The 21680-nt window shown below is 29.2% G+C and carries 19 protein-coding genes; 3 read left to right on the forward strand and 16 right to left on the reverse strand.

The genetic code is table 11. The features are described 5' to 3' along the window. Window positions 1-13: 13 nt before the first annotated feature. Genes hypE through hypF form a run of 4 tightly spaced genes read right to left on the reverse strand, consistent with a single transcriptional unit; the run spans window position 14 to window position 4579 of the window. A complete protein-coding gene (gene hypE / locus TCEL_RS05525) occupies window positions 14-1018 on the reverse strand; it encodes a hydrogenase expression/formation protein HypE (protein WP_018661977.1) in 1005 nt (334 codons plus the stop codon). Between the two features lie 9 nt (window positions 1019-1027). Continuing rightward, window positions 1028-2116 (reverse strand): hydrogenase formation protein HypD, encoded by a 1089-nt coding sequence (gene hypD, locus TCEL_RS05530; RefSeq protein WP_018661979.1) that lies wholly within the window; start codon window positions 2114-2116, stop codon window positions 1028-1030. Then, entirely contained in the window at window positions 2103-2324 is a 222-nt protein-coding gene (locus tag TCEL_RS05535) for a HypC/HybG/HupF family hydrogenase formation chaperone (RefSeq protein ID WP_018661981.1), read from the reverse strand. Before TCEL_RS05535 ends, hypD begins: the two co-directional genes overlap by 14 nt. Then, the gene (gene hypF / locus TCEL_RS05540) at window positions 2315-4579 is read right to left on the reverse strand and encodes a carbamoyltransferase HypF (protein ID WP_084739310.1); all 2265 of its coding nucleotides are present in this window, start codon (window positions 4577-4579) and stop codon (window positions 2315-2317) included. Before hypF ends, TCEL_RS05535 begins: the two co-directional genes overlap by 10 nt. 234 nt (window positions 4580-4813) lie before the next feature. Here hypF and TCEL_RS05545 point away from each other — a divergent pair, with 234 nt between their 5' ends. After that, on the forward strand, window positions 4814-5218 hold the full coding sequence (locus tag TCEL_RS05545) for a hypothetical protein (RefSeq protein ID WP_018661985.1): 405 nt from the start codon (window positions 4814-4816) through the stop codon (window positions 5216-5218). Window positions 5219-5259: 41 nt separating this feature from the next. Here the strand turns inward: TCEL_RS05545 and TCEL_RS05550 are convergent, their stop codons facing one another. Further along, window positions 5260-7872, reverse strand: coding sequence for a calcium-translocating P-type ATPase, SERCA-type (locus TCEL_RS05550; RefSeq protein ID WP_040683926.1), 2613 nt, complete (start codon window positions 7870-7872; stop codon window positions 5260-5262). Window positions 7873-8039: 167 nt separating this feature from the next. On the opposite strand from TCEL_RS05550, the gene TCEL_RS05555 reads away from it, so the two are divergent. After that, a complete protein-coding gene (locus TCEL_RS05555) occupies window positions 8040-9671 on the forward strand; it encodes a putative manganese-dependent inorganic diphosphatase (RefSeq protein ID WP_018661989.1) in 1632 nt (543 codons plus the stop codon). A 33-nt stretch (window positions 9672-9704) separates the two neighbouring features. On the opposite strand, the gene TCEL_RS05560 is transcribed toward TCEL_RS05555, so the two are convergent. The 7 genes from TCEL_RS05560 to surE all read right to left on the reverse strand — a co-directional run bounded on the left by TCEL_RS05560 (window position 9705) and on the right by surE (window position 16371). After that, complete coding sequence (locus tag TCEL_RS05560) at window positions 9705-11606, reverse strand: bifunctional 4-hydroxy-3-methylbut-2-enyl diphosphate reductase/30S ribosomal protein S1 (RefSeq protein ID WP_018661991.1); 1902 nt, start codon at window positions 11604-11606, stop codon at window positions 9705-9707. A 1-nt stretch (window position 11607) separates the two neighbouring features. Beyond that, a complete protein-coding gene (locus tag TCEL_RS05565) occupies window positions 11608-12195 on the reverse strand; it encodes a lysophospholipid acyltransferase family protein (RefSeq protein ID WP_018661992.1) in 588 nt (195 codons plus the stop codon). Then, complete coding sequence (cmk, locus tag TCEL_RS05570) at window positions 12192-12854, reverse strand: (d)CMP kinase (RefSeq protein ID WP_018661994.1); 663 nt, start codon at window positions 12852-12854, stop codon at window positions 12192-12194. The genes TCEL_RS05565 and cmk overlap by 4 nt, the downstream gene beginning before the upstream one ends. A 41-nt stretch (window positions 12855-12895) precedes the next feature. After that, window positions 12896-13258, reverse strand: a complete 363-nt coding sequence (aroH, locus tag TCEL_RS05575) for a chorismate mutase (protein WP_018661995.1) — start codon at window positions 13256-13258, stop codon at window positions 12896-12898. A gap of 10 nt (window positions 13259-13268) precedes the next feature. After that, on the reverse strand, window positions 13269-14492 hold the full coding sequence (locus tag TCEL_RS05580; protein ID WP_018661996.1) for a BaiN/RdsA family NAD(P)/FAD-dependent oxidoreductase: 1224 nt from the start codon (window positions 14490-14492) through the stop codon (window positions 13269-13271). Window positions 14493-14597: 105 nt separating this feature from the next. Further along, entirely contained in the window at window positions 14598-15479 is an 882-nt protein-coding gene (locus TCEL_RS05585) for a MurR/RpiR family transcriptional regulator (protein WP_018661998.1), read from the reverse strand. A gap of 118 nt (window positions 15480-15597) precedes the next feature. Beyond that, a complete protein-coding gene (gene surE / locus TCEL_RS05590) occupies window positions 15598-16371 on the reverse strand; it encodes a 5'/3'-nucleotidase SurE (protein WP_018662000.1) in 774 nt (257 codons plus the stop codon). A gap of 78 nt (window positions 16372-16449) precedes the next feature. Between surE and TCEL_RS05595 the strand changes: the two genes are divergently transcribed. Then, the gene (locus TCEL_RS05595) at window positions 16450-17100 is read left to right on the forward strand and encodes a hypothetical protein (RefSeq protein ID WP_018662002.1); all 651 of its coding nucleotides are present in this window, start codon (window positions 16450-16452) and stop codon (window positions 17098-17100) included. On the opposite strand, the gene mnmM is transcribed toward TCEL_RS05595, so the two are convergent. The 4 genes from mnmM to TCEL_RS05615 all read right to left on the reverse strand — a co-directional run bounded on the left by mnmM (window position 17063) and on the right by TCEL_RS05615 (window position 21669). Next, entirely contained in the window at window positions 17063-17641 is a 579-nt protein-coding gene (gene mnmM, locus TCEL_RS05600; RefSeq protein ID WP_018662004.1) for a tRNA 5-(aminomethyl)-2-thiouridylate-methyltransferase MnmM, read from the reverse strand. The two genes, TCEL_RS05595 and mnmM, sit on opposite strands and share 38 nt — an antisense overlap. Window positions 17642-17703: 62 nt before the next feature. Continuing rightward, a complete protein-coding gene (locus TCEL_RS05605; RefSeq protein WP_018662006.1) occupies window positions 17704-19146 on the reverse strand; it encodes a carbon starvation CstA family protein in 1443 nt (480 codons plus the stop codon). Window positions 19147-19298: 152 nt separating this feature from the next. Beyond that, window positions 19299-20063 carry a LytR/AlgR family response regulator transcription factor gene (locus TCEL_RS05610; protein WP_018662008.1) on the reverse strand — a complete coding sequence of 255 codons (765 nt, stop codon included), beginning with the start codon at window positions 20061-20063 and terminating at the stop codon, window positions 19299-19301. Between the two features lies 1 nt (window position 20064). Then, window positions 20065-21669 (reverse strand): LytS/YhcK type 5TM receptor domain-containing protein, encoded by a 1605-nt coding sequence (locus tag TCEL_RS05615; RefSeq protein ID WP_018662011.1) that lies wholly within the window; start codon window positions 21667-21669, stop codon window positions 20065-20067. Between the last annotated feature and the right edge of the window lie 11 nt (window positions 21670-21680).

The raw sequence follows: 21680 nt of genomic DNA on the forward strand, positions 1-21680 counted from the left end.
CCTCCTATGTACTTTAACATATTCTCGGCAATTGAGCACCTGTTAATTTTGTAAGTACTCTACTACCACCAAGATTTGTATTTAACACAACCTTTGAAGGAAAGTTTTTTGTAACTTTCCCTATTATGGCTGCATCCTTGCCTAATTCAATATTTCTTAAATCATTAATTAAACTTTCTGCAATACTATAATCAACAACAGCTAATATTTTTCCCTCATTTGCTGAGTATAAAGGATCAATTCCTAATATTTCACACAAATTGTTTGTTTTAACGCTAACTGGAATGTCCTCCTCATTTATTTCAATTGAATACTCTGTTCCTTCAACAAACTCATTTAATGTTGTTGCCACTCCACCTCTTGTAGGATCACGCATAATCTTTACTTTATTACCATATTGTAATATACATTGTGCTAATTCATATATTGGTGCACAATCAGATATCACTGAAAACTCATCAACTAGATTGTTTCTTGCAGCCATAATTGAAGCTCCATGATCGCCTACTGTTCCAGTAACTATAACCACATCATTTTCTGCTATTTTATCTTTCCCCAAAAATTCATGTGTTAAAACTCCTATACCAGAAGTATTTATATAAATACCATCACCTTTGCCTTTTTCAACTACCTTTGTATCCCCAGTAACAACTTTTACATTGCATTTTTCTGCTGTTTCTTTTATAGAATTTATTATCTTCTTTAGATCCTCCAGCTTAAATCCTTCTTCAATAATTAAACTTAAACTCAAAAACTTAGGTACAGCACCACAAACGGCTAAATCATTTACTGTACCACAGACAGCTAATTTTCCAATATCCCCTCCTGGAAAAAAGTAAGGGCTAACCACAAAACTGTCTGTAGAAAATACAAATTTATTTGAATCTAATTCTAATATTGCGCCATCTGACAAAGCATTAAGCTCATTACAAGCAAATGCTGGAAGAATTAGATTTTCAATTAATTGTGAAGTTTTTTTACCTCCACTGCCATAAGATAGCGTAATTATTTCGTCCATTTAATCACCTCAAAATTGTAAATATTTATAATACGCTGCACAAGCTCCTTCACTTGAAACCATACAAGGCCCAACTGCATTTTCTGGAGTACACAATCTACCAAAGAGCGAACACTCATTAGGCTCAATTTTTCCTTTTATTACATCACCACACCTACATGCTGTTGTCTTATTATTCTCTCTTAAAGTTATGTTAAACCTTGTAATTGCATCAAATTTTTCATACTCTTTTTTTAACTTAAGACCACTATTTTTAATTAAACCAATTCCTCTCCATAAATCATCTGAAACTTTAAAATACTTTTCTACTTTTTCTTTTATAATTTTATTACCCTCTGTCTTTACAACTCTTTTATACTCATTCTCTAGTTTAACATCATTATTTATAATTTGATTAATTATCTTAAATATCCCAATTAAGATATCTCCAGCTTCAAATCCACAAATAACTGAAGGTTTTTTATATTCATCAACTAAAAATCTAAATCCCTCTTCTCCTATGACTGCACCTACGTGACCTGGGCAAATAAACCCATCTATATCAAAATCAGGTTGTTCTAGTAGTGCCCTTAACGCAGGTTCAACTAATTTATGCATTGAATAGATATAAAAATTATTTATGTTATTATTAATGGCTTCTTCTAAAGCTAATATAGTTCCCGGAGTTGTAGTTTCAAATCCTATACCTAAAAAAACAACTTCTCTATCTTGATTATTCTTTGCTATTTCTACTGCATCTAATGCTGAATAAACAATTCTAATATCGCTTCCCAATGCCCTTAATTTTTCTAGACTTTCTCCTACATTTGTACCAGGCACCTTCATCATGTCACCATAAGTAGTTATTATTAAATCTCTATTTTTTCTACAAAGCTCTAAAATTGCATCTATTTCTTCAGAAGGTGTCACACAAACAGGACATCCAGGACCTGATATTAATTTTATATTTTCAGGTAGCAAACCCTTAATCCCAGATTTTGCAATCGCCATTGTGTGTGTCCCGCACACTTCCATAATTTTTATTTTTCTATCTATCTTTTTCAGAAACTTTATAACCCTATCAATATCTTGAGGTTTTCTAAATTCATTTAAGTGCATCAGTAACCTCCTTAATAAGACGTAGATTTTCTATAGCATCTTCTTCCTTTAATTTTTCTATTGCAAATCCAGCATGTACTATAACATAGTCTCCAACTTTTACGTCTTTAACAAAATCTATTCTAATTGTTCTTTTAACTCCCTCTATTTCAGCTTGAGCTGTATTTCCCTCTATATTAACCACCTTCAATGGTACTGCTAAACACATCTCATACCACCTCCATTTGCAACAACAGCAAGCTGACCTAATGATATACCTTCATCATTTGTTGAAACTCTTTTATGAATGTATACATTAAATCCATCACTTTGCAATCTTGTATATATTCTATCGAGCAAATACATATTTTGAAAAACGCCACCTGATATTACAATATCTCTACAATTAGTCTCTGACTCTATTTGTTTAACAGATTTAACAGCAAAATCAACCAATGTATTCATAAATTTAGCTGATATTATATTTATTGATACACCTCTACCAATATCTAAAACAATTTCTCTTATCATTGGTCTCCAATCAAACTCTAGTAAATCACTTTGCTCTAAATTGTAAGTATACACTCCATTTTCATTCAACTCTGCAGTTTTCTCTAAAAGTATTGCACCTTGTCCCTCATAGCTTGCATAATGCCTTAATCCTAATAATGATGAAACTCCATCAAAAAGTCTACCAATACTTGAGGTAAGGTATGTATTCACATTGTTTTCAATCATTTTATTTATTATTTGGCTATTTTTCATATCTAAAATATTTTTATCTACATTGCCAAAGGTTTGATACAAAAGATCATAAGCAATTCTATCAATTTCCTTTATCGCTAAATCCCCACCTACTAATCTAATCTTTCTTATTGTTGCTCTTCTTTCAAATTCTCTATAATTTCCATATAGTATTTCTCCACCCCAAAGTGTATTATCTAATCCAAGTCCTGTACCATCCCAAGTTATTGCAATAACATTTCCATTTAAATTATTATCAGCCATACATGAAGCCATGTGAGCATGATGATGTTGAACCATATAGACTTCTTTATTATGTTTTTCACCTATGTCTATAGCATATTCTGTTGACATATAATCTGGATGATAATCACACACAATCTTTTTAGGATTAATATCAAAAAGCTTCTTAAAATGCTCTATTTGACTAATATAATTATTGTATGTTTCTATATTTTTTAAATCTCCTATATGTTGACTTAAAAATGCATAATTCTTTTTCAGTAAACAAAATGACGCTTTTTGTTCTGCTCCACATGCTAAAATATCTTCAGCTTCAAATTCAACTTTTATAGGGAATGGGGTATACCCCCTAGAACGCCTTATAAAATATTCATTTCCCTTATATACAAAAATTAATGAATCATCACACCTAACATATATATCTCTATTATGCAAAAGGAAACCATCTGCTACTTCTTTAAGTTCTATTGTTGCTTCATCATTATCTTTGATTATAGGTTTATCCTTCATATTTGCACTTGTCATTACTAAAACATCTAATTCATCATCAAAAAGAAGAAAATGTAAAGGTGCATAAGGTAACATAATACCTAAATAGTTATTATCTATTGATATATAATCAAATATTTCACTTTTCTTTCTTAATAATACTATAGGTCTTCTAAAACTTGTTAGGTGTTCCTCTTCTTCTTTAGAAACTATACAAAACTGTCTAACTGTTTTTATGTCTCTACACATAAGTGCAAAAGGTTTTTCTTCTCTATTTTTTCTCTGTCTTAACTTTTCAACAGCAATTTTATTTTTTGCATTACATGCTAGATGAAAGCCACCTATACCCTTTATAGCAATTATTTTTCCTTCCTTTAAATCATTCTTAACACTTTCTATTACATTTTCCTTTATAATAATGTTATCAGAATTTAAATAATATATATTTGGTCCACAATCAAAACAACAATTGGGTTGTGCATGATATCGCCTATCCTCTATATCTTTGTATTCACTCAAACAACTATCACACATTTTAAATTTGTTCATTGTTGTTTTTTCTCTATCGTATGGTACATCCTTTATTATTGTAAATCTCGGACCACAATTTGTACAATTTATAAATGGAAATTTATATCTTTTGTCATTTTTATCATTTAACTCTCTTAAGCAATCATCACATATAGCTACATCAGGAGAAATTAGCGTAAACTTTGTAGTATCATTGGTACTTTCAATTATTCTAAATTCATTATAACCTAGCAATTCATCATACACAGTTAAATTTATACTTTCAATTACAGAAAGCTTTGGTTTTTTTATCTTAATATCTTCAACAAAACAATGTATCTTGTCTAACTCTCCCTCAACTTCTATTACTACTCCACTTGATGTGTTTTTAACCCAGCCCTTCAATTCATATTCCGATATTAGTTTATGAATAAAAGGCCTGAAACCTACTCCTTGCACTATTCCGTTTACTACTATATTTGCTCTTTTCAACTTCATCACCTATTTAATTAAATATTTAACAAACTGCAAACTATACTATAACAGTTAAAACCTGTACTATCAATATTTCTTGACATCTATTGCAATAATTTAATCTTTCTGTTATTATTATAATACAAAAAATCAATTAATTCAAACAAATAAATTTATTAATTTTTTCTATGTGGGAAAAATAAAATATGATATAATAAATTATTGCAATAATAAATTTTATAGAAAAGGGGAGTTATTATGAGTTTTAGAGAAACACTAGCTAAAAAATATGCTGAGGTATATTTTAAAAAATATGGAGACAGACTTACTCAAATCAGTGGCCATGTTTTAAGTATAAAAACAACAACAAAAACTATCCTTTGGATTTTTAATATTTTAACAGTAGATATAGTAGTTAAGCCTGAAAGAAGCAAATCTGTAATTAAATGTAGATATAAAGCTAAAAAATGGTTTAAAATGCCTACATTCATAGATGTAAGACAAGGTCATAGCGTAATTATTCAAGGCTTAAAACCAAAGAAAGGTAAAGAATCTACTGAATCAATTCAAATAATAAATGTAAGAAACCTTACTACAAAGAAGGACTTAATCCCAATCGATCAAGAAATAAAAAGAGTTCAACAAAGACAGTACATAAAATAAAGCATGTGGACAACCATATGCTTTTTAAATTATAAAAGGGGCTATCTGCCCCTTTTATAATTTATTAAACTTGATATTAATGAAATCAAGCCTGAACACAATAAAACAAGAATCCAATTTGATGTATTTAAAGGTTTTGTACTAAATATTCCTTGCAAATATGGTATATATATTATTGAAATAAGCATTATAAATGATATTAATACAGAAATCACCAAGTACATATTTGTGAATATACCCAAATTTAGTATAGATTGCCTTTCACTTCTGCATTCAAAAACATGGAATAATTGTGATAAAATCAATGTACTTAATGCTACGGTTCTTGCCAAAGTTATATCTGAATTAAATTTAACAAGAGTATATACAAACGACAATACCGTACATATTCCAATTAGCATACCTCTATTTAATATTTTGAACCAAAGACCATCGGAAAAAATGCTCTCTTTTCTATCCCTAGGTCTTCTTGTCATAATATCATCTTCTGCTCCTTCTAAACTCAATGCCATAGCAGGTAGCCCATCAGTCGCTAAGTTTACAAATAATATCTGTATAGGAATCAAAGGAACTGGTAATTTTAAAAGGGACGATAAAAACATAGTTAGTACTTCACCAATATTACATGACAATAAATATCTAATAAATTTTCTTATATTATCATATATTACTCTACCTTCACGTATAGCTTCAACAATAGTTGCAAAATTATCATCCATTAAAATCATTGCTGCAGCCTCTTTTGTAACATCTGTTCCTTGTATACCCATAGCAATACCAATATCTGCTTCTTTCACAGCAGGAGCATCATTTACTCCATCTCCAGTCATGGCAACAACATAACCCTTCTTCTTATACGCTTTGACAATTCTATATTTATGTTCAGGTCTTACCCTTGCAAATACTGAAACCTTATCAATAAAACTAACTAATTTTTCGTCAGATAGTTTATCTAACTCATCACCAGTTATAACCATTTCATCACTGTTTATTATCTTTATTTCTTTCGCTATTGCTTGAGCCGTTAATTTATGATCTCCTGTTATCATAACTGGTTTAATACCTGCAGCCCTACACTCTAGAACAGAATTTAATACTTCCCTTCTTGGAGGATCGATCATACCAACTAATCCAACATATATTAGGTTATCTTCTGTATATGAATTACTGTCAATTATTTTGTATGCAAAAGCTATTACTCTTAAAGCAGTTGATGCCAATTTATCATTCATTTGAATAATTTTACGCTTTAGATCTGTATCAAGAGGCATAACCTTACCATCAATGTCTATATACCTACATGATTTTAGAACAGATTCAACTGCTCCTTTGGTATACATATATTTACTATTACTGTTTGTAACTATCACAGACATCATTTTCCTATCTGAATCAAATGGAATTTCTCTTATTCTCTTAAAATAACTTCTATATTTATTTAAACTTAAACCTGCCTTTTCAGCTAACACAATTAGAGATATCTCGGTTGGATCTCCATAAAATACATATCTATTTTTTTCATAGTTGTAATAAGAGTTATTACAAAGCAACCCAATTTCTAATAGCCTATGTAAAGTACTATTTTTATTGTTTAAAATATCTCTTTTAACTCCATTTTCAATAAAATCTCCTTTAAACTCATAACCTGTTCCTGTAACATCATATTCCTTATTTGCTAATACTATCTTTTTTACAGTCATTTTGTTTTGAGTTAATGTACCTGTCTTATCTGAACATATTACATTTGTACAACCTAATGTTTCTACAGCAGGCAATTTCTTTACAAGTGCATTTTTCTTTACCATTCTTTGAACGCCTAGAGCTAAAGACACAGTAACAATGGCTGGTAACCCTTCAGGAATAGCTGCAACAGCTAGGCTAACTCCAATTAAAAACATATCATATATATTTTCTCCTCTAAGCACTCCAGTTACAGTAACAACACCACAAACAATCAAGCAAATATAAACTAGATATTGTCCTAATTTATCTAGCCTTTCTTGTAATGGTGTTCTAAACTCTTCTATGCTTTGAAGCATATTGGCTATTTTACCCATTTCTGTATTCATTCCTGTAGCTACAACCTTTGCTAGAGCCCTTCCATTAGTTATAGTACATCCCATATAAATATAATTACTTTTATCATTCATTTTACCTGAAAAAGCTTTCTTTTCCACTGAAACTGATTCACCAGTAAGAATAGATTCGTCACATTTTAAAGATTCACTAAATATAATTAATGCATCTGCAGGTACCCTATCACCTGATTCTAACTCAATAAGATCCCCAATTACAATTTCACCTGCATCAATTATAATCTGCTTACCATCTCTTATAACTTTTGCAGTTGGTGCAGAAAGTTTCTTTAAAGCTTCTAATGACTTTTCTGTTCTATATTCTTGAATAAATCCTAAAATAGCGTCAAGAATAATTATAGCTATTATAGTTATTGCGTCTGCCTTTTCTCCCATTATCCCTGATATTATAGTTGCAGCAATCAAAACCCATACTATAAAATCATTAAATTGAGACAATAAAATTTTAATTTTTGATATTTTTTTAGTAGTATTAATTTCGTTGCGACCAAATTTGTTCAGCCTTTTTTTTGCTTCTTGACTAGTTAAACCAGTTGTATCAAGTTTTTGATATTCCATTTGCAAAATATCACCCCCACATGCATCTGATAATATATATATTTAATTTTTAAATTTACTATAACATTTTATTTTTTTTAATTTTCTATAATTTTTCATTTGTATTTACTATTTTATAGTACTTAAGGTATAATTATTTAATGTAATTTTATTAGGAGGTGAATTAATTGAAGGATGTTATATATGTAACAGGACACAGAAATCCAGATTCAGACTCAATCTGTTCTGCAATTGCTTATGCTGAATTAAAAAGAAAATTAGGTTATAATGCTGAACCAAGAAGACTTGGTGAAATAAACAGAGAAACAGAATTCATATTAAATTACTTTAACATACCAGTACCTGAATATCTTCCAACAGTAAAACCTCAAGTAGCTGACTTAAACATGGATAAAGTTGTTCCTGTATCAAAAGATATTTCACTAAAAACAGCATGGTCACTTATGAAAAAAAATAATATTAAGTCACTTCCTGTAGTTGATGATAATGAAAAACTAATAGGTATTGTAACTTTATCTGATATTACTAATAATTACATGAGTACTTTAGATACAAACGTACTTGCAACAAGCAAAACTCCTCTTGCTAATATTGTTGAAACACTAAATGCAAAAGTGCTAACAGGAAGTCAAGAAATATTTAATACAAGTGGTAAAGTTGTTGTTGCAGCAATGGCACCAGAGCAAATGAAACCTTTTGTAGACAAAGGGGATATAGTTATTGTTGGTAATAGAAGTGACAACCAAAGAGTTGCAATTGAAACAGGTGCAAATCTTTTAATAGTAACTGGTGGTTGTGAAGTAGATGATGAAATTATAAAGCTTGCAGAAGAAAGAAAATGCATTATTTTAGTTACTCCAAATGATACATTTACAACATCAAGATTAATAAATCAAAGCGTTCCAGTTAAATATGTTATGACAAAGGAAAACATTGTAAGCTTTAATCTTGATGACTTTGTAGATGAAATAAAAGAAAAGATGCTTCAAACAAGATTTAGAAGCTATCCTGTTGTTGATGATAACAATAAATTAGTAGGTACGATATCAAGATATCATCTAATATCTCAAAAGAAGAAAAAAGTTATATTAATGGACCATAATGAAAGAGCTCAATCTGTACATGGAATTGATGAGGCAGAACTTTTAGAAATAATAGACCATCATAGAATAGCTGACATTCAAACTGGTAAACCAATTTATTTTAGAAATGAAACTGTTGGAAGTACATCCACAATAGTTGCTAATATTTATTTTGAAAATGGTATAAGACCTTCAAAACAAATAGCAGGTATTTTATGTGCAGCAATACTTTCAGATACCCTTAAGTTTAAATCACCAACTTGTACATATATAGATAAAATGACAGCAGAAAAATTAGCTGAAATCGCTGGTATAGATATAGATAAATTTGCTGATGAAATGTTCAAAGCTGGTACATCATTAAGTGGAAAAACTCCAGAAGAAATATTCTATCAAGATTTTAAAGAATTTACACTAGGTAAATATAAAATAGGTGTAGGTCAAGTTAATACTATGGATACTGATGCTCTTAAGGATTTAAAGAAAGATTTACTAGACTTTATGAATAATTTATGTAAGTCTAAGAACTATAATCTATTAATGCTTCTTTTAACAGACATAATAAAAGAAGGTTCAGAAGCCCTATTTGTTGGTGAGGATAAAGAACTAATTGCAAAAGCATTCAATGTAACACTAGGTGAAAACAGTGTATACTTACCTGGTGTTGTTTCAAGAAAGAAACAGGTTATACCACCTCTTTCAGCTGCAGTTGAATAAAAAAGTGCCATATAAATGGCACTTTTTTATTCTTTATGCAATCAATGATAGTGAAACTCTCTTCTTTTCATAGTCAATTCCAACTATCTTTGGCTTTACTACTTGACCTATTTTTAAAAAGTCTGTTGGCTTGTCAATTCTTCTTGTGGTAATTTGTGAAATATGTATTAGACCTTCTACTCCCTCAATGAGTTCAACAAAAGCTCCATAATCGGTAAATGCAACAACCTTACCAGTTACTACATCTCCCTCTTTGTATTTTAAAATAAACTCATCCCATGGTTCCTTCATTGTCCTCTTAATACTTCCAGAAACCTTATTTTCTTCTTTATTTATTTTTGTAACGACAACATTAATCTCTTGATTGATTTTAAACTCCTTTTGAGGTTTAACTTTTCTATCCCATGAAACTTCAGAATTTGGAACAAATATATCTATAGGACCAACATTAACAAATATTCCTGAATCAATAAAAGATTTTATTCTTCCATTTAAAACCTGTCCAAAAGATAACTCATCAATAAACCTACGTTTTTCCTCTTGAAGCTTATTCTTTAATATGCTCTTTCTTGAAACTATTAACTCTATAGTATCATTTTTTTGTAGCTTTACATCAATTATATTTACTTCAATTTCTTTTCCTATGATATTTTTTATATCATCTTTAGTTGTAATTCCTGAATGTGATTCTGGTAAGAATGCCTTTATGTTATTATATGAGCATTCATATCCACCTTTTATTTCACCTAACAATTTAACTTTAATTATTTTATCTTCATTTTTAGCCTTTTCCAATTCTTCAATAATATCATATTTTTCGATATTTATTCTACTTAATACAACATTTCCCTCTTTATCTGATAATTTTACAACTTCTAAATCATACACGTCTCCAACTTTAAATACGTCCTTTAAATTTATTTCTTTATTTGATGCTAATTCCTTTGGAAGTATTCCATCTGATTTATATCCTATATCAAAGAACACCTCATCTTTTGTTACATGAATAACTTTGCCCTCCACAATTTCTCCAACTGTTAATTTTTTAAATTCATAATCTAATTCATGTTCTTCATTTTTTGCATCATCTTCTATTTTTTCAATATCAACTGAGTGTAGCTTATCTATAACAGCTTTGATAGTATAATCTGGTGTAGATGCACCAGCAGTAATACCTACTTTACTTAATCCTTTAATATCATTTAAATCTAGTTCACTTTCATCTTCTATAAAAATAGCTTTTTTACAGTTTTCTTTACATATCTCATATAATTTTCTTGAATTTGAACTATTCTTTCCTCCAATAATAATCATAGCATCAACTTGTTTTGATAATTCTATTGCTTCGTTTTGTCTTTCATCAGTTGCAGAACAGATGGTATTATAAATTATTATCTCCTTTGCTCTTTTTATTATTTCTGAGGATAAATTATACCACTTATTTTGATTGAATGTTGTTTGTGCTACCAAACAAACTTTTCCTAAATTTTGGTTTAATTTTTCAATATCATTTACATCACTAATTATTGTAGCAGTATTGTCACACCAACCATTTATTCCCTTTACTTCAGGATGATTTTCATCTCCAACAATTATTATTTTATACCCTTCACTATATCTCTGCTCAACAATCTTATGTATATGTTTAACATAAGGACAAGTTGCATCTACTATAATAGCTCCCTTTTCTTCTAATTTTTTGTATTCATTCTTTGGTATTCCATGAGATCTTATTATTACTTTATCTTTAGGCTTTATATTTTCTAAATCCTCTACTACTTCAATTCCTCTATTTTTTAAATCCTCTACTACCTGCTTATTATGAATGATTGGTCCATATGTAAAAACTCTTTCTCCATTTTCATTAAATGCTTTTTCTATTGCTTTTTTAACACCAAAACAAAATCCTGCTGATTTAGCTACCAAAATCTCCATATTACATCCCCTCTTTTAATTTTTTTATTTCATTCATTACAATTTGACTTAATTCCAAGTAATCAGAATTACTCATTTTTTCCTTTTTATATTGCGTAAAATCAATAGGCTGTCCAATTTTTATAATAATTTTTGTAAAAGGCTTATAGTTACCAATAATACAAACTGGTATTACAGGCTTGGCAGATTTTATTGAAAACATCGCAACTCCAGCATTAGCTTCCCCAAGCTCTCCTGTTTTTGAACGAGTTCCTTCTGGAAATAGACCAACTAAATTATCTTCTTTTAATAACTTAAGTGCTGTTTTAACTGCATTTAAATCTGCCTCATGTCTTCTAACTGGAAATGCTCCTAACTTTTTTAAAAATTTATTTAATAACTTATTATTAAATAATTCATATTTTGCCATAAATCTTATTTGTCTATCTATATATACACCCACAACTATTGGATCCATCCAATGAAAATGGTTAGGGCTTATTATTGCTCCCTCGTGTTTTGGTATATTTTCTTTTCCATAAATTTCTACTCTGTACACAAACATAAACAAAAACTTTACTATTTTCTGACATAACTTATAGAGACTCATAGGTTAGCACCTTCTTTAATAATACTTATTATTTCATCTACAACTTGTTGTATTGATTTTCCGGTTGTATCAACAAGTACTGCATCATCAGCTTTTCTTAACGGATTAACCTCTCTATTGGTATCAATATTATCTCTATTTTTAATATCATTACATATTTCCTCAAATGTAACATCAATACCTTTGTTTTTCAATTCTATGTATCTTCTTTTGGCTCTTTCTTCAACTGACGCAGTCAAATATATTTTAACCTCTGCATCCTTTAAAACATTTGTACCAATATCTCTACCATCCATTATTACACTTGTTTTTTTAGCCATTTCCCTTTGCAAATGAACAAGTCTTTCTCTCACACAAGGTATAGCTGCTACATCTGAAACCTTTGCACTTACATATGGCATTCTAATTTCTTCTGTTACATCAATTTCATCTAAATACACTCTACCATTTACCAGTTCAACTTTTGTACTATTAACAATATCCTTTACTTTTTGTATATCTGATATATCTACCCCTTTATTAATTAATTTTAATGTAATTGCCCTATACATAGCCCCTGTGTCTATGTATTCAATTCCCATTTTTTCTGCAATTAATCTTGATATCGTGCTTTTACCTGCACCAGCTGGTCCGTCAATTGCTATAGCAATCCTATTCATATTTTACCTCCTATATATATAAAATTTATTCTATATAAAAACTAAAATTCCTTCATTAAATCAGGTCTCAAATTTTTAGCTTTTTTTAAAAAAATATGCTTTACTTCATTTTGTTTTTTATTTCCATTTACTAACATTAAAACCCTTATGCACTTTTCTAATGAATTCTCCACAAACATTTCTTGAAAACACAATAAACTTGCATACTTTATTCCTATATTTCTTGCTGCTTCAGCAGGATATGCAGTTGTTAAGTCTTTAGTTGCTGTAAATAATACAGCTACTATGTCTTCAATATCTATTTCATTTGCTTTTAACATTTCATTTAGTAGATTTTCAGTTTCCTTTATTATTTCTTCACTTTTATTGTTATCAACAGTTATAGCTCCTCTAATTGAATACATTTTTTACCTCCTAACAATGCATGCCTGCACAATAACCTGTACTAAAAGCAATCTGTAGATTAAACCCACCTGTTAATGCATCTACATCCAAAAGCTCACCTACTATAAAAAGTCCTTTTATCTTCTTTGATTCCATTGTTGAAGGGTCAACTTCTTTAACACTGACTCCTCCTCTAGTAACAATAGCCTCTTCTATTGGTCTAGTATCAATTACTGTTACTTTAAATGATTTAATAAGATTTACTAAATTGCTTCTCTCCTTTTTAGTTATGGAATTTACAACCTTATCTTGAGGAATTCCACTTAGCTTTACTATAACAGGTATGAGCTTTTTAGGAAGTAAATCATCTAACGCATTTTTAAATTGTTTATTTATATACTTTTGAAAATCTCTCAATATTCTTTTATCTAATTCATCATGATTTAATGCAGGTTTTAAGTCAATAAAAATTTCTACCTCATTTGGTAAAATATCTGATACTTTTCTACTTGCTGAAAGTATTATTGGTCCAGAAACACCAAAATGAGTAAATAACATTTCTCCAAAATCTTCATATATTGTCTTACCTTTATACTTTACATCAATACTTACATTTTTTAATGATAACCCCATTAAATCCTTTATCCATTCTTCTTTACAAACCAAAGGAACTAATGATGGTCTAATATCCACTATAGTATGACCTAGTTTTTTAGCAAAAACATATCCATCTCCTGTCGATCCAGTACCAGGATATGATTTTCCTCCTGTTGCAAGTACAACTGAATCACACCTGATTATCTGCTTGTTGTTAATTTCTACACCAAATATTTTATTATCCTTTGCTATAATATCAGTAACTTTCGTATTTAGCAATATTTCAACATTATTTTCCTTTAAATATTCTTCAAAGCACTTAATTATATCACTTGATTTATCAGACTCTGGAAACACCCTATCTCCTCTTTCAATCTTCAACTTCACACCCTTTTTTTCAATCATCTGCATTAAATCATAATTAGAAAAAGTATAAAGGGAACTATACATAAACTCTCCATTTCCAGGTATATTTTGTATTATATCTTCAATATCTTTACTACTTGTTACATTACATCTACCTTTTCCAGTTATAAATAACTTCTTACCTAGCTTTTCATTCTTTTCTATTAATGTTACCTTCTTTCCTCTTTCAGCAGCCTTTATTGCTGCCATCATTCCTGCAGCGCCACCACCTACAACAACTACTCTGTTCATGTTTTTCTCCCCTTACTGCTTTTTATGTTATTATATCTAAAACATCGCCATACAATACAATACCACATAATATGCAAAAAATAAATAAAAAGCCCATAGGGCTTTTTATTCATTATTAAATTTATTTTTATAATTATATACATTGTGTTCTTCCCAAATTTCTTCAAGAGTCTTAAATGTTTCTTGTGTTTTATCCTTTTCCTTCAATCCAACTGCAACCACAAGTGCATTAATTAAACTTAGTGGTGCAACAAGTGAATCAACAAATGAAACCATATTACTTTGTGCAATTAGAGTATAATCAGAATAAGTAGCAAGTGGTGATAATAGACTATCTGTAATAGTAATTACCTTGGCACCCCTGCTTTTTGAAAATTTCATAGCTTCAATAGTTCTTGCTGAATATCTTGGAAATCCTATTCCTATTACAAGGTCATCTTTTCCAACCCTTAAAAGCTTTTCAAAAACATCACTAATTCCAGTAGAAACTATTCTTACATTATCTAAAATCAAGTTTAAATAGAATCCTAAAAATTCAACAAGAGCTTGTGAACTTCTAAAACCAACTATATAAATTCTTTTGGCATTAAGAATTTCATTAACAGCTGCATCAAATGTGTCTGTATTAATTTTTTCTAATGTTGCCCTTAGATTTTCCATATCAGCCTTTAATACGCTTTTTAATGGGTTTTCTTCAATGAAGTAATCATTTGAAATTTCTATTCTTTGCACACTTGTAAGCTTATTCTTTATAAGTTCCTGAAGTGCCTTTTGTAATTTTGGATATCCACTATATCCTAGTTCATTTGCAAATCTAACAACCGTTGATTCACTAACACCAACTGTTGTTCCAAGCTTTGCTGCCGTCATAAAAGCTGCTTTATCATAATGCTTTAAAATATATTCAGCAATTAACTTTTGACCCTTACTTAATCTTGGAAATTTAAGTTGAATTAATTTCATTAAATCCTGTTTGTTCTCCTGCATGTTAACCATCCCTCTTTTATGTCAAATTTAGTCTAGATTCATTTTAGCATTTTTTTCGTTAAATTGCAATAATATTTGCAAATGAATAAAATAATGTTACAACTTCATCATTAATTTTTCATTTAATGTTTCCAACTCTATTAAATTCATTCTCTACTTTTTTCATTAATTTAAAATTTGTTAAATCATAATGCAATGGTGTTATTGTGATATACCCTAAATTTATAAAATAAACATCGGTATTTTCTACAACATCTCCAATTGGAGTTCCTTTTATTTCATATGTTTTTTCATATTCATTACTATTCTTTTCTATAAATACATTTGAATAAATTCTTGTTCCTAAGTTGCAAACCTTATAACCTTTTATTTTTTCATATTCTAAATTTGGTACATTAACATTTAAAACAACATCTTTGCCTATATTTTTAACATCTATTTTTTTTAACATTTCTTTAATAAACATTGCTGCGGAAAAATAATTTATTTTCCCATTTTCTCTATCTATTGAAACTGCAATAGATGGTACATTGTAAATTGCTCCTTCGATTGCAGCCGATACAGTTCCTGAGTAAAGCACATCTGTTCCAACATTTAATCCATTATTTATACCTGAAATAATAACATCAACCCTATCTTCAATTATTTTATTTATGCCTATTTTTACACAATCTGCAGGTGTGCCGTCAACAGAGTAGCACTTAGAATTTAAACCTTCAATTTTAACTTCTTTTATAGTAAGTGGTTTGTATATAGTAATTGAATGACCACATGCACTTCTTTGTACATCAGGTGCTATTACAGTTATATCATGTTCCTTTTCAAGAAGACTCGCTAATGTTATTATACCTTCAGCTTTTATACCATCATCGTTTGTAATTAATATCCTCATAACATCACCCCTATTTTATTATATAATGTGCATTTTTTATACATAATATAAATAAACACCAAAGAAAGGAGCTACATCATGATACAAATAGACGATGCAGGAAGTGGAAGCTTAGTTGGCGGTACTGCAATTGGTATATTAAGAGTAGAAACTAACGAATATCTTTGGGATATAATACCAATAAAATACTTTACTAGTCCATATTTTGAAAACAAGCGTTACGAAGACTATACATTATCTATGATAAAAAAATATATAAAGGAACTAAATATATCTAAAAATGAACCTATTGAAATTTGTCAAGGCTATATATTTAATAAAACCAGAAAGTATCTACAAGAAAATAATTATAATATTATAAGTTCTAAAATATCTGACCCTCTACAATCACTAATTGAAAATTCATTTATTGATTATTGTACACAAATTGGTATACCTTATGATTATTTAAGGTATACCAAATATCCATTTCACTTCCATAAAATGTTGCGATGGGTTTTCGCTGATAAAAAAAACAGAATAAAATTATGTAAAACTGCTTGGAGTAGTTGGAAAAAGTATTCTGATACTCCATTAAAAATACATTATGATTATATTGTTTCAGGTAACTATATATGTTTAAAATGTGGAAGAAAAATACAATGTCCTTCAAGAATAAAGGTTATTGAATTTATAACTAATAAAAAACAATTTATATATCTTCACGAAGATTGTCGTTTTTCTCAATAACAATCAAAAATGGTGCATTTTTTCTATTAATAAAATTTATTTTCATAATAGAATAACATTTGGAATCTATCTGACTAACATATTTCACAACTTCCTCTGCTTCCTTCTCTCCCTCATCATGCCCAATATAAGCTGCTATAGTCATAATTCCTCCAGGACTTAATATATTAAGTCCCTTTTCAACTGCCTTTAGAGTTGTATCACTTTTAGTTGTAACTGTCTTATCTGAGCCTGGTAAATAACCTAAATTGAACATTATTGCCTTAACCTTTGTTTTTATATATTTATCCATATTTTCATGTCCATCGTGAATTACCTCTATATTTTTTAAATTTTTTTCCTCTATTAAACTTCTAAATTTATCTACTGCATGTTTTTGTACTTCAAAGCTATAAACAATTCCATTCGGAGTCAACGAATTTAAAAATATTGTATCATTTCCATTACCTAAAGTTGCATCAACTACACAGTCACCATCAACTACTACTTTTTTAACTATATCGTGAGCTAAAGTTGTTGCTTTTAGAACTACTTTATACATAAAACCACTCCTTTAAAAAAATATATGAGGATGGCTAACCATCCTCATATATTTTACATCTTTTATTTTGTTGTGGCTACCTCTTCATTAACATTCTCAATGGTTTTGGCAAAACTTGATGCTTTTGTTAAGAATAGTACTAGTAATATTCCTGCAACAACTAATCCTATTATATTTGATATACTAGCTGGCATTTTAAATCCTTCTTTTGCTTGCATTATATAACTTACAGACACATAAGACATAAATACAGCTGGAATTACAGCAATCCAATAATTTTTATTATATTTTAGAAGATATACAGCTGTTGCCCATAGTGTAACCATTGCAAGTGTTTGATTTGCCCATGCAAAATATCTCCATATTATATCAAAATTAATGAAGGTTAAAGCAATTCCTATTGCGAAAAGTGGTAAAGCTAATGCCAATCTCTTTACTATTTTATCTTGTGGAACTTTAATCATATCTGAAAGCATTAGTCTTGCCCCTCTAAATGCCGTATCCCCTGATGTAATTGGACAAGCTACAACACCTAACATTGCTAAAACTCCACCAACTGGTCCTAAAATAGTCTTTGTTATCTCAAGAACAACACCACTAGGTCCAACCTTTCCTAACACTGCTGCAAGACCAGGTACACCTTTATAGAAAGCCATACCAGCAGCTGCCCAAACTAATGCAATTATTCCTTCTGCTATCATAGCTCCATAGAATACACTTCTTCCATATTTTTCGTTCTTCATACATCTTGCCATTAATGGTGATTGTGTTGCATGGAAACCAGATATTGCACCACATGCAATTGTAATAAACATCATTGGGAAGATAGGTAATTTCTTTGGATGCAAGTTTGCCATTGTTATTTCAGGAATATGATAACCCTTTAATATTATACCTCCACCTACTCCAACAGCCATTACTACAAGTGCTATACCAAATAGAGGATATAAATTACCAATTACAACATCTATTGGTAATATTGTTGCTAAGAAATAATAAGCAAATACTACAACAACCCAAAACGTTAATGTCATATGAGATGGTGTAATTGCTGCTAAAAGCTTTGCTGGACCTGTAACAAATACTACGCCAACTAATACTAGAAGAACTATAGTAAATATTCTCATTACATTTTGAACCTTTTTTCCTAAATAAATACCTTGTATTTCTGAAAGGCTGGCACCCTTATGTCTTATTGAAATCATACCTGAAAGATAATCATGCACTGCACCTGCAAATATACTTCCAAATACAATCCATAAAAATGCTGCTGGACCAAATAGCGCACCTTGAATTGCCCCAAATATTGGCCCTAATCCTGCTATGTTAAGTAGCTGAATTAAATATACTTTCCATGTAGGCATTGGTACATAATCTACTCCATCCTGTAAAGTATATGCTGGAGTCATTCTTTTTTCGTCAACACCAAATTGTTTTTCAACATATTTTCCATAAACAATATAACCAAGTACTAAAAGTATAATACCAAAAATAAATGAATACATTTTAACCCTCCTTTGTATTTTTTGAATGTTTGTACAATTTTAATAATATAATAACATTACGCTTGATTAAATTCATTTATTTGAGGGTAAAATGTATCATTTCAAATCTAAATAGCAATATTTTTAATGTATTTTGCATTAATTTTTTATAATTATAAATTATAATAATCTTTTACCAACTTAGCTTTACTTCTACTAACAGGTATCTCTGACTTTTTATCATCTTTCATAATCAATTTGTATGTACCATTAAACCATGGGTGTATTTCTTTTACTTTATTAGGATTTACCAAAAAGCTCCTGTGAGTTCTTAAAAAATCTGTCATCTTCTCAAGTTCATTAAGAGTATAATTTATCTCATATTGATTAGATGAAGTCTTTAAGAATGTTTTATCGTTTTCAATAAAAAAATAAAATACTTCATTAATATCTATTAATATTATCTTTCCATTAATTTCACACGGAATAGTTCTTTCTTTTTGCTTTATAACCTTTTTTAAAATATTTTCTAATTCCAAACTAGAAATTTTATTGTTTCCTCTTTTATATTTAAAAATATCCCTTAATCTATTTATTGTTTCATCAAATCTTTTTTCATTAATTGGTTTTAAAACATAATCTACTGCTTTAAACTCAAAAGCCTTTACTGCGTACTCATCATACGCAGTTATAAATATAATTTCCGCTCTATTTTGTTTATTTTTTATAATATTACAAAGTTCTATTCCGCTTCCCCCTGGTATATTTATGTCAAGGAAAGCAACATCAAAATCTAAGTTATTTATTTTTTCAACTGCATCCTTCATATTATTTGCACAATCTATTATCTTAAAATCAGGATATTTGGATAAGTAATATTTTATTTCTTCAATTGCAGGCAATTCATCCTCTACAATTATACATTTAATTTCATCCATTTTATCCCTCCAACATAGGTATTTTTATAATTGTTTTTGTGCCTTCTTCTATAGAACTACTTATATCAAATATGTAATTTTCACCATAATATAAATTCAATCTTTCCTTTATGTTTGTTATACCTATTCCTTCACCCTTTATAAAATTATCTTGTGGATTAAAACCAACTCCTGTGTCTTCAATTATAAAAATTAAATATCCTTCTTTATAAGATCCTTTTAAAAAGACACTACCACCAACTGCTTTAGGAGAAATACCATGTTTTATTGAATTTTCAACAATTGGCTGTAGCATAAATGATGGTATTTTTTCATCTAAAATTCTATCATCTATCTCATAAAAATAATTCAACCTCTCTCCAAACCTAGCTTTTTCAATTGATATATAGGAATTGATTAGATCTATTTCATCTCTAACTTTAACAAAGTCCTCATTTCTTTTTAATGTCCCTCTAAAGTAATCAGATAAATTTAAAATTAGTTCTCTTGCTTTTAATGGATTTGTTCTGCAAAAGGATGCTATTGTATTTAGGGCATTAAACAAAAAATGCGGATGAATTTGTGCTTTTAAGGCTTTAAGCTCTGCCCTTGATATGTTCTGTGCTATCTTATTTAACCTAAATATTTCAATTTGAGTTGATAAGAGTTCTGCTAACTCATCTAAAAAGTCTAGATAATATTTATCAACACTATAATTATTCTTTATACTTAAACCAATAAGACCTACATTTGTACTATTGAATTTTAAATTTTTAATGTAAAAATAAGCTCCTTGATGCTCAATCATTTCTGAATTATTACTATCGTTAAACTTCTTTATAACTTCTTTAATAAATAACTCATCATAACAAGTTGTATATAAAACATCATTATTATCGCAAATAAAAACACATTTTGATCCTGTTTCGTTAGAAATTATTTCACAAATTTCTCTTGCAGTTTCTCTATTAAAACCTAATTTTATATAAAGGGATGTTTGTTTTGCAATACTTAAAGCCTTATAAGCATTAAATGCCGCAACTTTATTAAAGTCTTCCTTAACATTATTTAAAATATTTATAAATAGAGCCACACCTAATGAATTAATTATAATCATTGGTAGGCCAATGTTTTTTTCAAGTTCTAATGCTGCACTATAAGGTTTTGCCATAAGTAATACAATTACTACTTGTATAACTTCAGCTAAAATGCCAACAAAAAAACTAATTAATACCTTATGCTTAGTTTTAATTAGTGCTGACTTTAAAAAACCTCCTGTTAATCCCTCTGCAACTGTTGAAAAGGCACAAGCTAAAGCAGTAAAACCACCTAAAGTATATCTATGTAATCCTGCTATCAAACCAACTATAGCTCCAATTAGAGGACCTCCTATAAGTCCAGCTACAATAGCGCCTATTGGTCTTATATTTGCAATGGCTCCACCTTGAACTTTTATTCCAAGATACGTACCTAATATTGATAAAAATGAAAAAAATACAACCAATATTAATTTGTCTTCATTAGTAAATTTTTTTGTGAACATCCTTTTAAAAAATATAGTTTGTGAAAATATGTAGGCTGCCAAACCTATAATAGACATACGTTCTAACAATTGTAAATACAGCATAGTATCCCCTC

It is taken from the genome of Thermobrachium celere DSM 8682, from assembly GCF_000430995.1.
Classification (GTDB): domain Bacteria; phylum Bacillota; class Clostridia; order Clostridiales; family Caloramatoraceae; genus Thermobrachium; species Thermobrachium celere.

Bases quoted from the DNA above. Each gene is read 5' to 3' on its own strand.
- TCEL_RS05535 (WP_018661981.1), bottom strand. From the start codon at position 2,324: ATGTGTTTAGCAGTACCATTGAAGGTGGTTAATATAGAGGGAAATACA.
- TCEL_RS05550 (WP_040683926.1), bottom strand. From the start codon at position 7,872: ATGGAATATCAAAAACTTGATACAACTGGTTTAACTAGTCAAGAAGCA.
- surE (WP_018662000.1), bottom strand. From the start codon at position 16,371: ATGAGGATATTAATTACAAACGATGATGGTATAAAAGCTGAAGGTATA.
- TCEL_RS05605 (WP_018662006.1), bottom strand. From the start codon at position 19,146: ATGTATTCATTTATTTTTGGTATTATACTTTTAGTACTTGGTTATATT.
- hypD (WP_018661979.1), bottom strand. From the start codon at position 2,116: ATGCACTTAAATGAATTTAGAAAACCTCAAGATATTGATAGGGTTATA.
- TCEL_RS05615 (WP_018662011.1), bottom strand. From the start codon at position 21,669: ATGCTGTATTTACAATTGTTAGAACGTATGTCTATTATAGGTTTGGCA.
- TCEL_RS05610 (WP_018662008.1), bottom strand. From the start codon at position 20,063: ATGGATGAAATTAAATGTATAATTGTAGAGGATGAATTGCCTGCAATT.
- TCEL_RS05585 (WP_018661998.1), bottom strand. From the start codon at position 15,479: ATGCAGGAGAACAAACAGGATTTAATGAAATTAATTCAACTTAAATTT.
- TCEL_RS05560 (WP_018661991.1), bottom strand. From the start codon at position 11,606: ATGGAGATTTTGGTAGCTAAATCAGCAGGATTTTGTTTTGGTGTTAAA.
- TCEL_RS05545 (WP_018661985.1), top strand. From the start codon at position 4,814: ATGAGTTTTAGAGAAACACTAGCTAAAAAATATGCTGAGGTATATTTT.
- aroH (WP_018661995.1), bottom strand. From the start codon at position 13,258: ATGTATTCAATTAGAGGAGCTATAACTGTTGATAACAATAAAAGTGAA.
- mnmM (WP_018662004.1), bottom strand. From the start codon at position 17,641: ATGTATAAAGTAGTTCTAAAAGCAACAACTTTAGCTCACGATATAGTT.
- TCEL_RS05595 (WP_018662002.1), top strand. From the start codon at position 16,450: ATGATACAAATAGACGATGCAGGAAGTGGAAGCTTAGTTGGCGGTACT.
- TCEL_RS05565 (WP_018661992.1), bottom strand. From the start codon at position 12,195: ATGAGTCTCTATAAGTTATGTCAGAAAATAGTAAAGTTTTTGTTTATG.
- cmk (WP_018661994.1), bottom strand. From the start codon at position 12,854: ATGAATAGGATTGCTATAGCAATTGACGGACCAGCTGGTGCAGGTAAA.
- TCEL_RS05580 (WP_018661996.1), bottom strand. From the start codon at position 14,492: ATGAACAGAGTAGTTGTTGTAGGTGGTGGCGCTGCAGGAATGATGGCA.
- hypF (WP_084739310.1), bottom strand. From the start codon at position 4,579: ATGAAGTTGAAAAGAGCAAATATAGTAGTAAACGGAATAGTGCAAGGA.
- hypE (WP_018661977.1), bottom strand. From the start codon at position 1,018: ATGGACGAAATAATTACGCTATCTTATGGCAGTGGAGGTAAAAAAACT.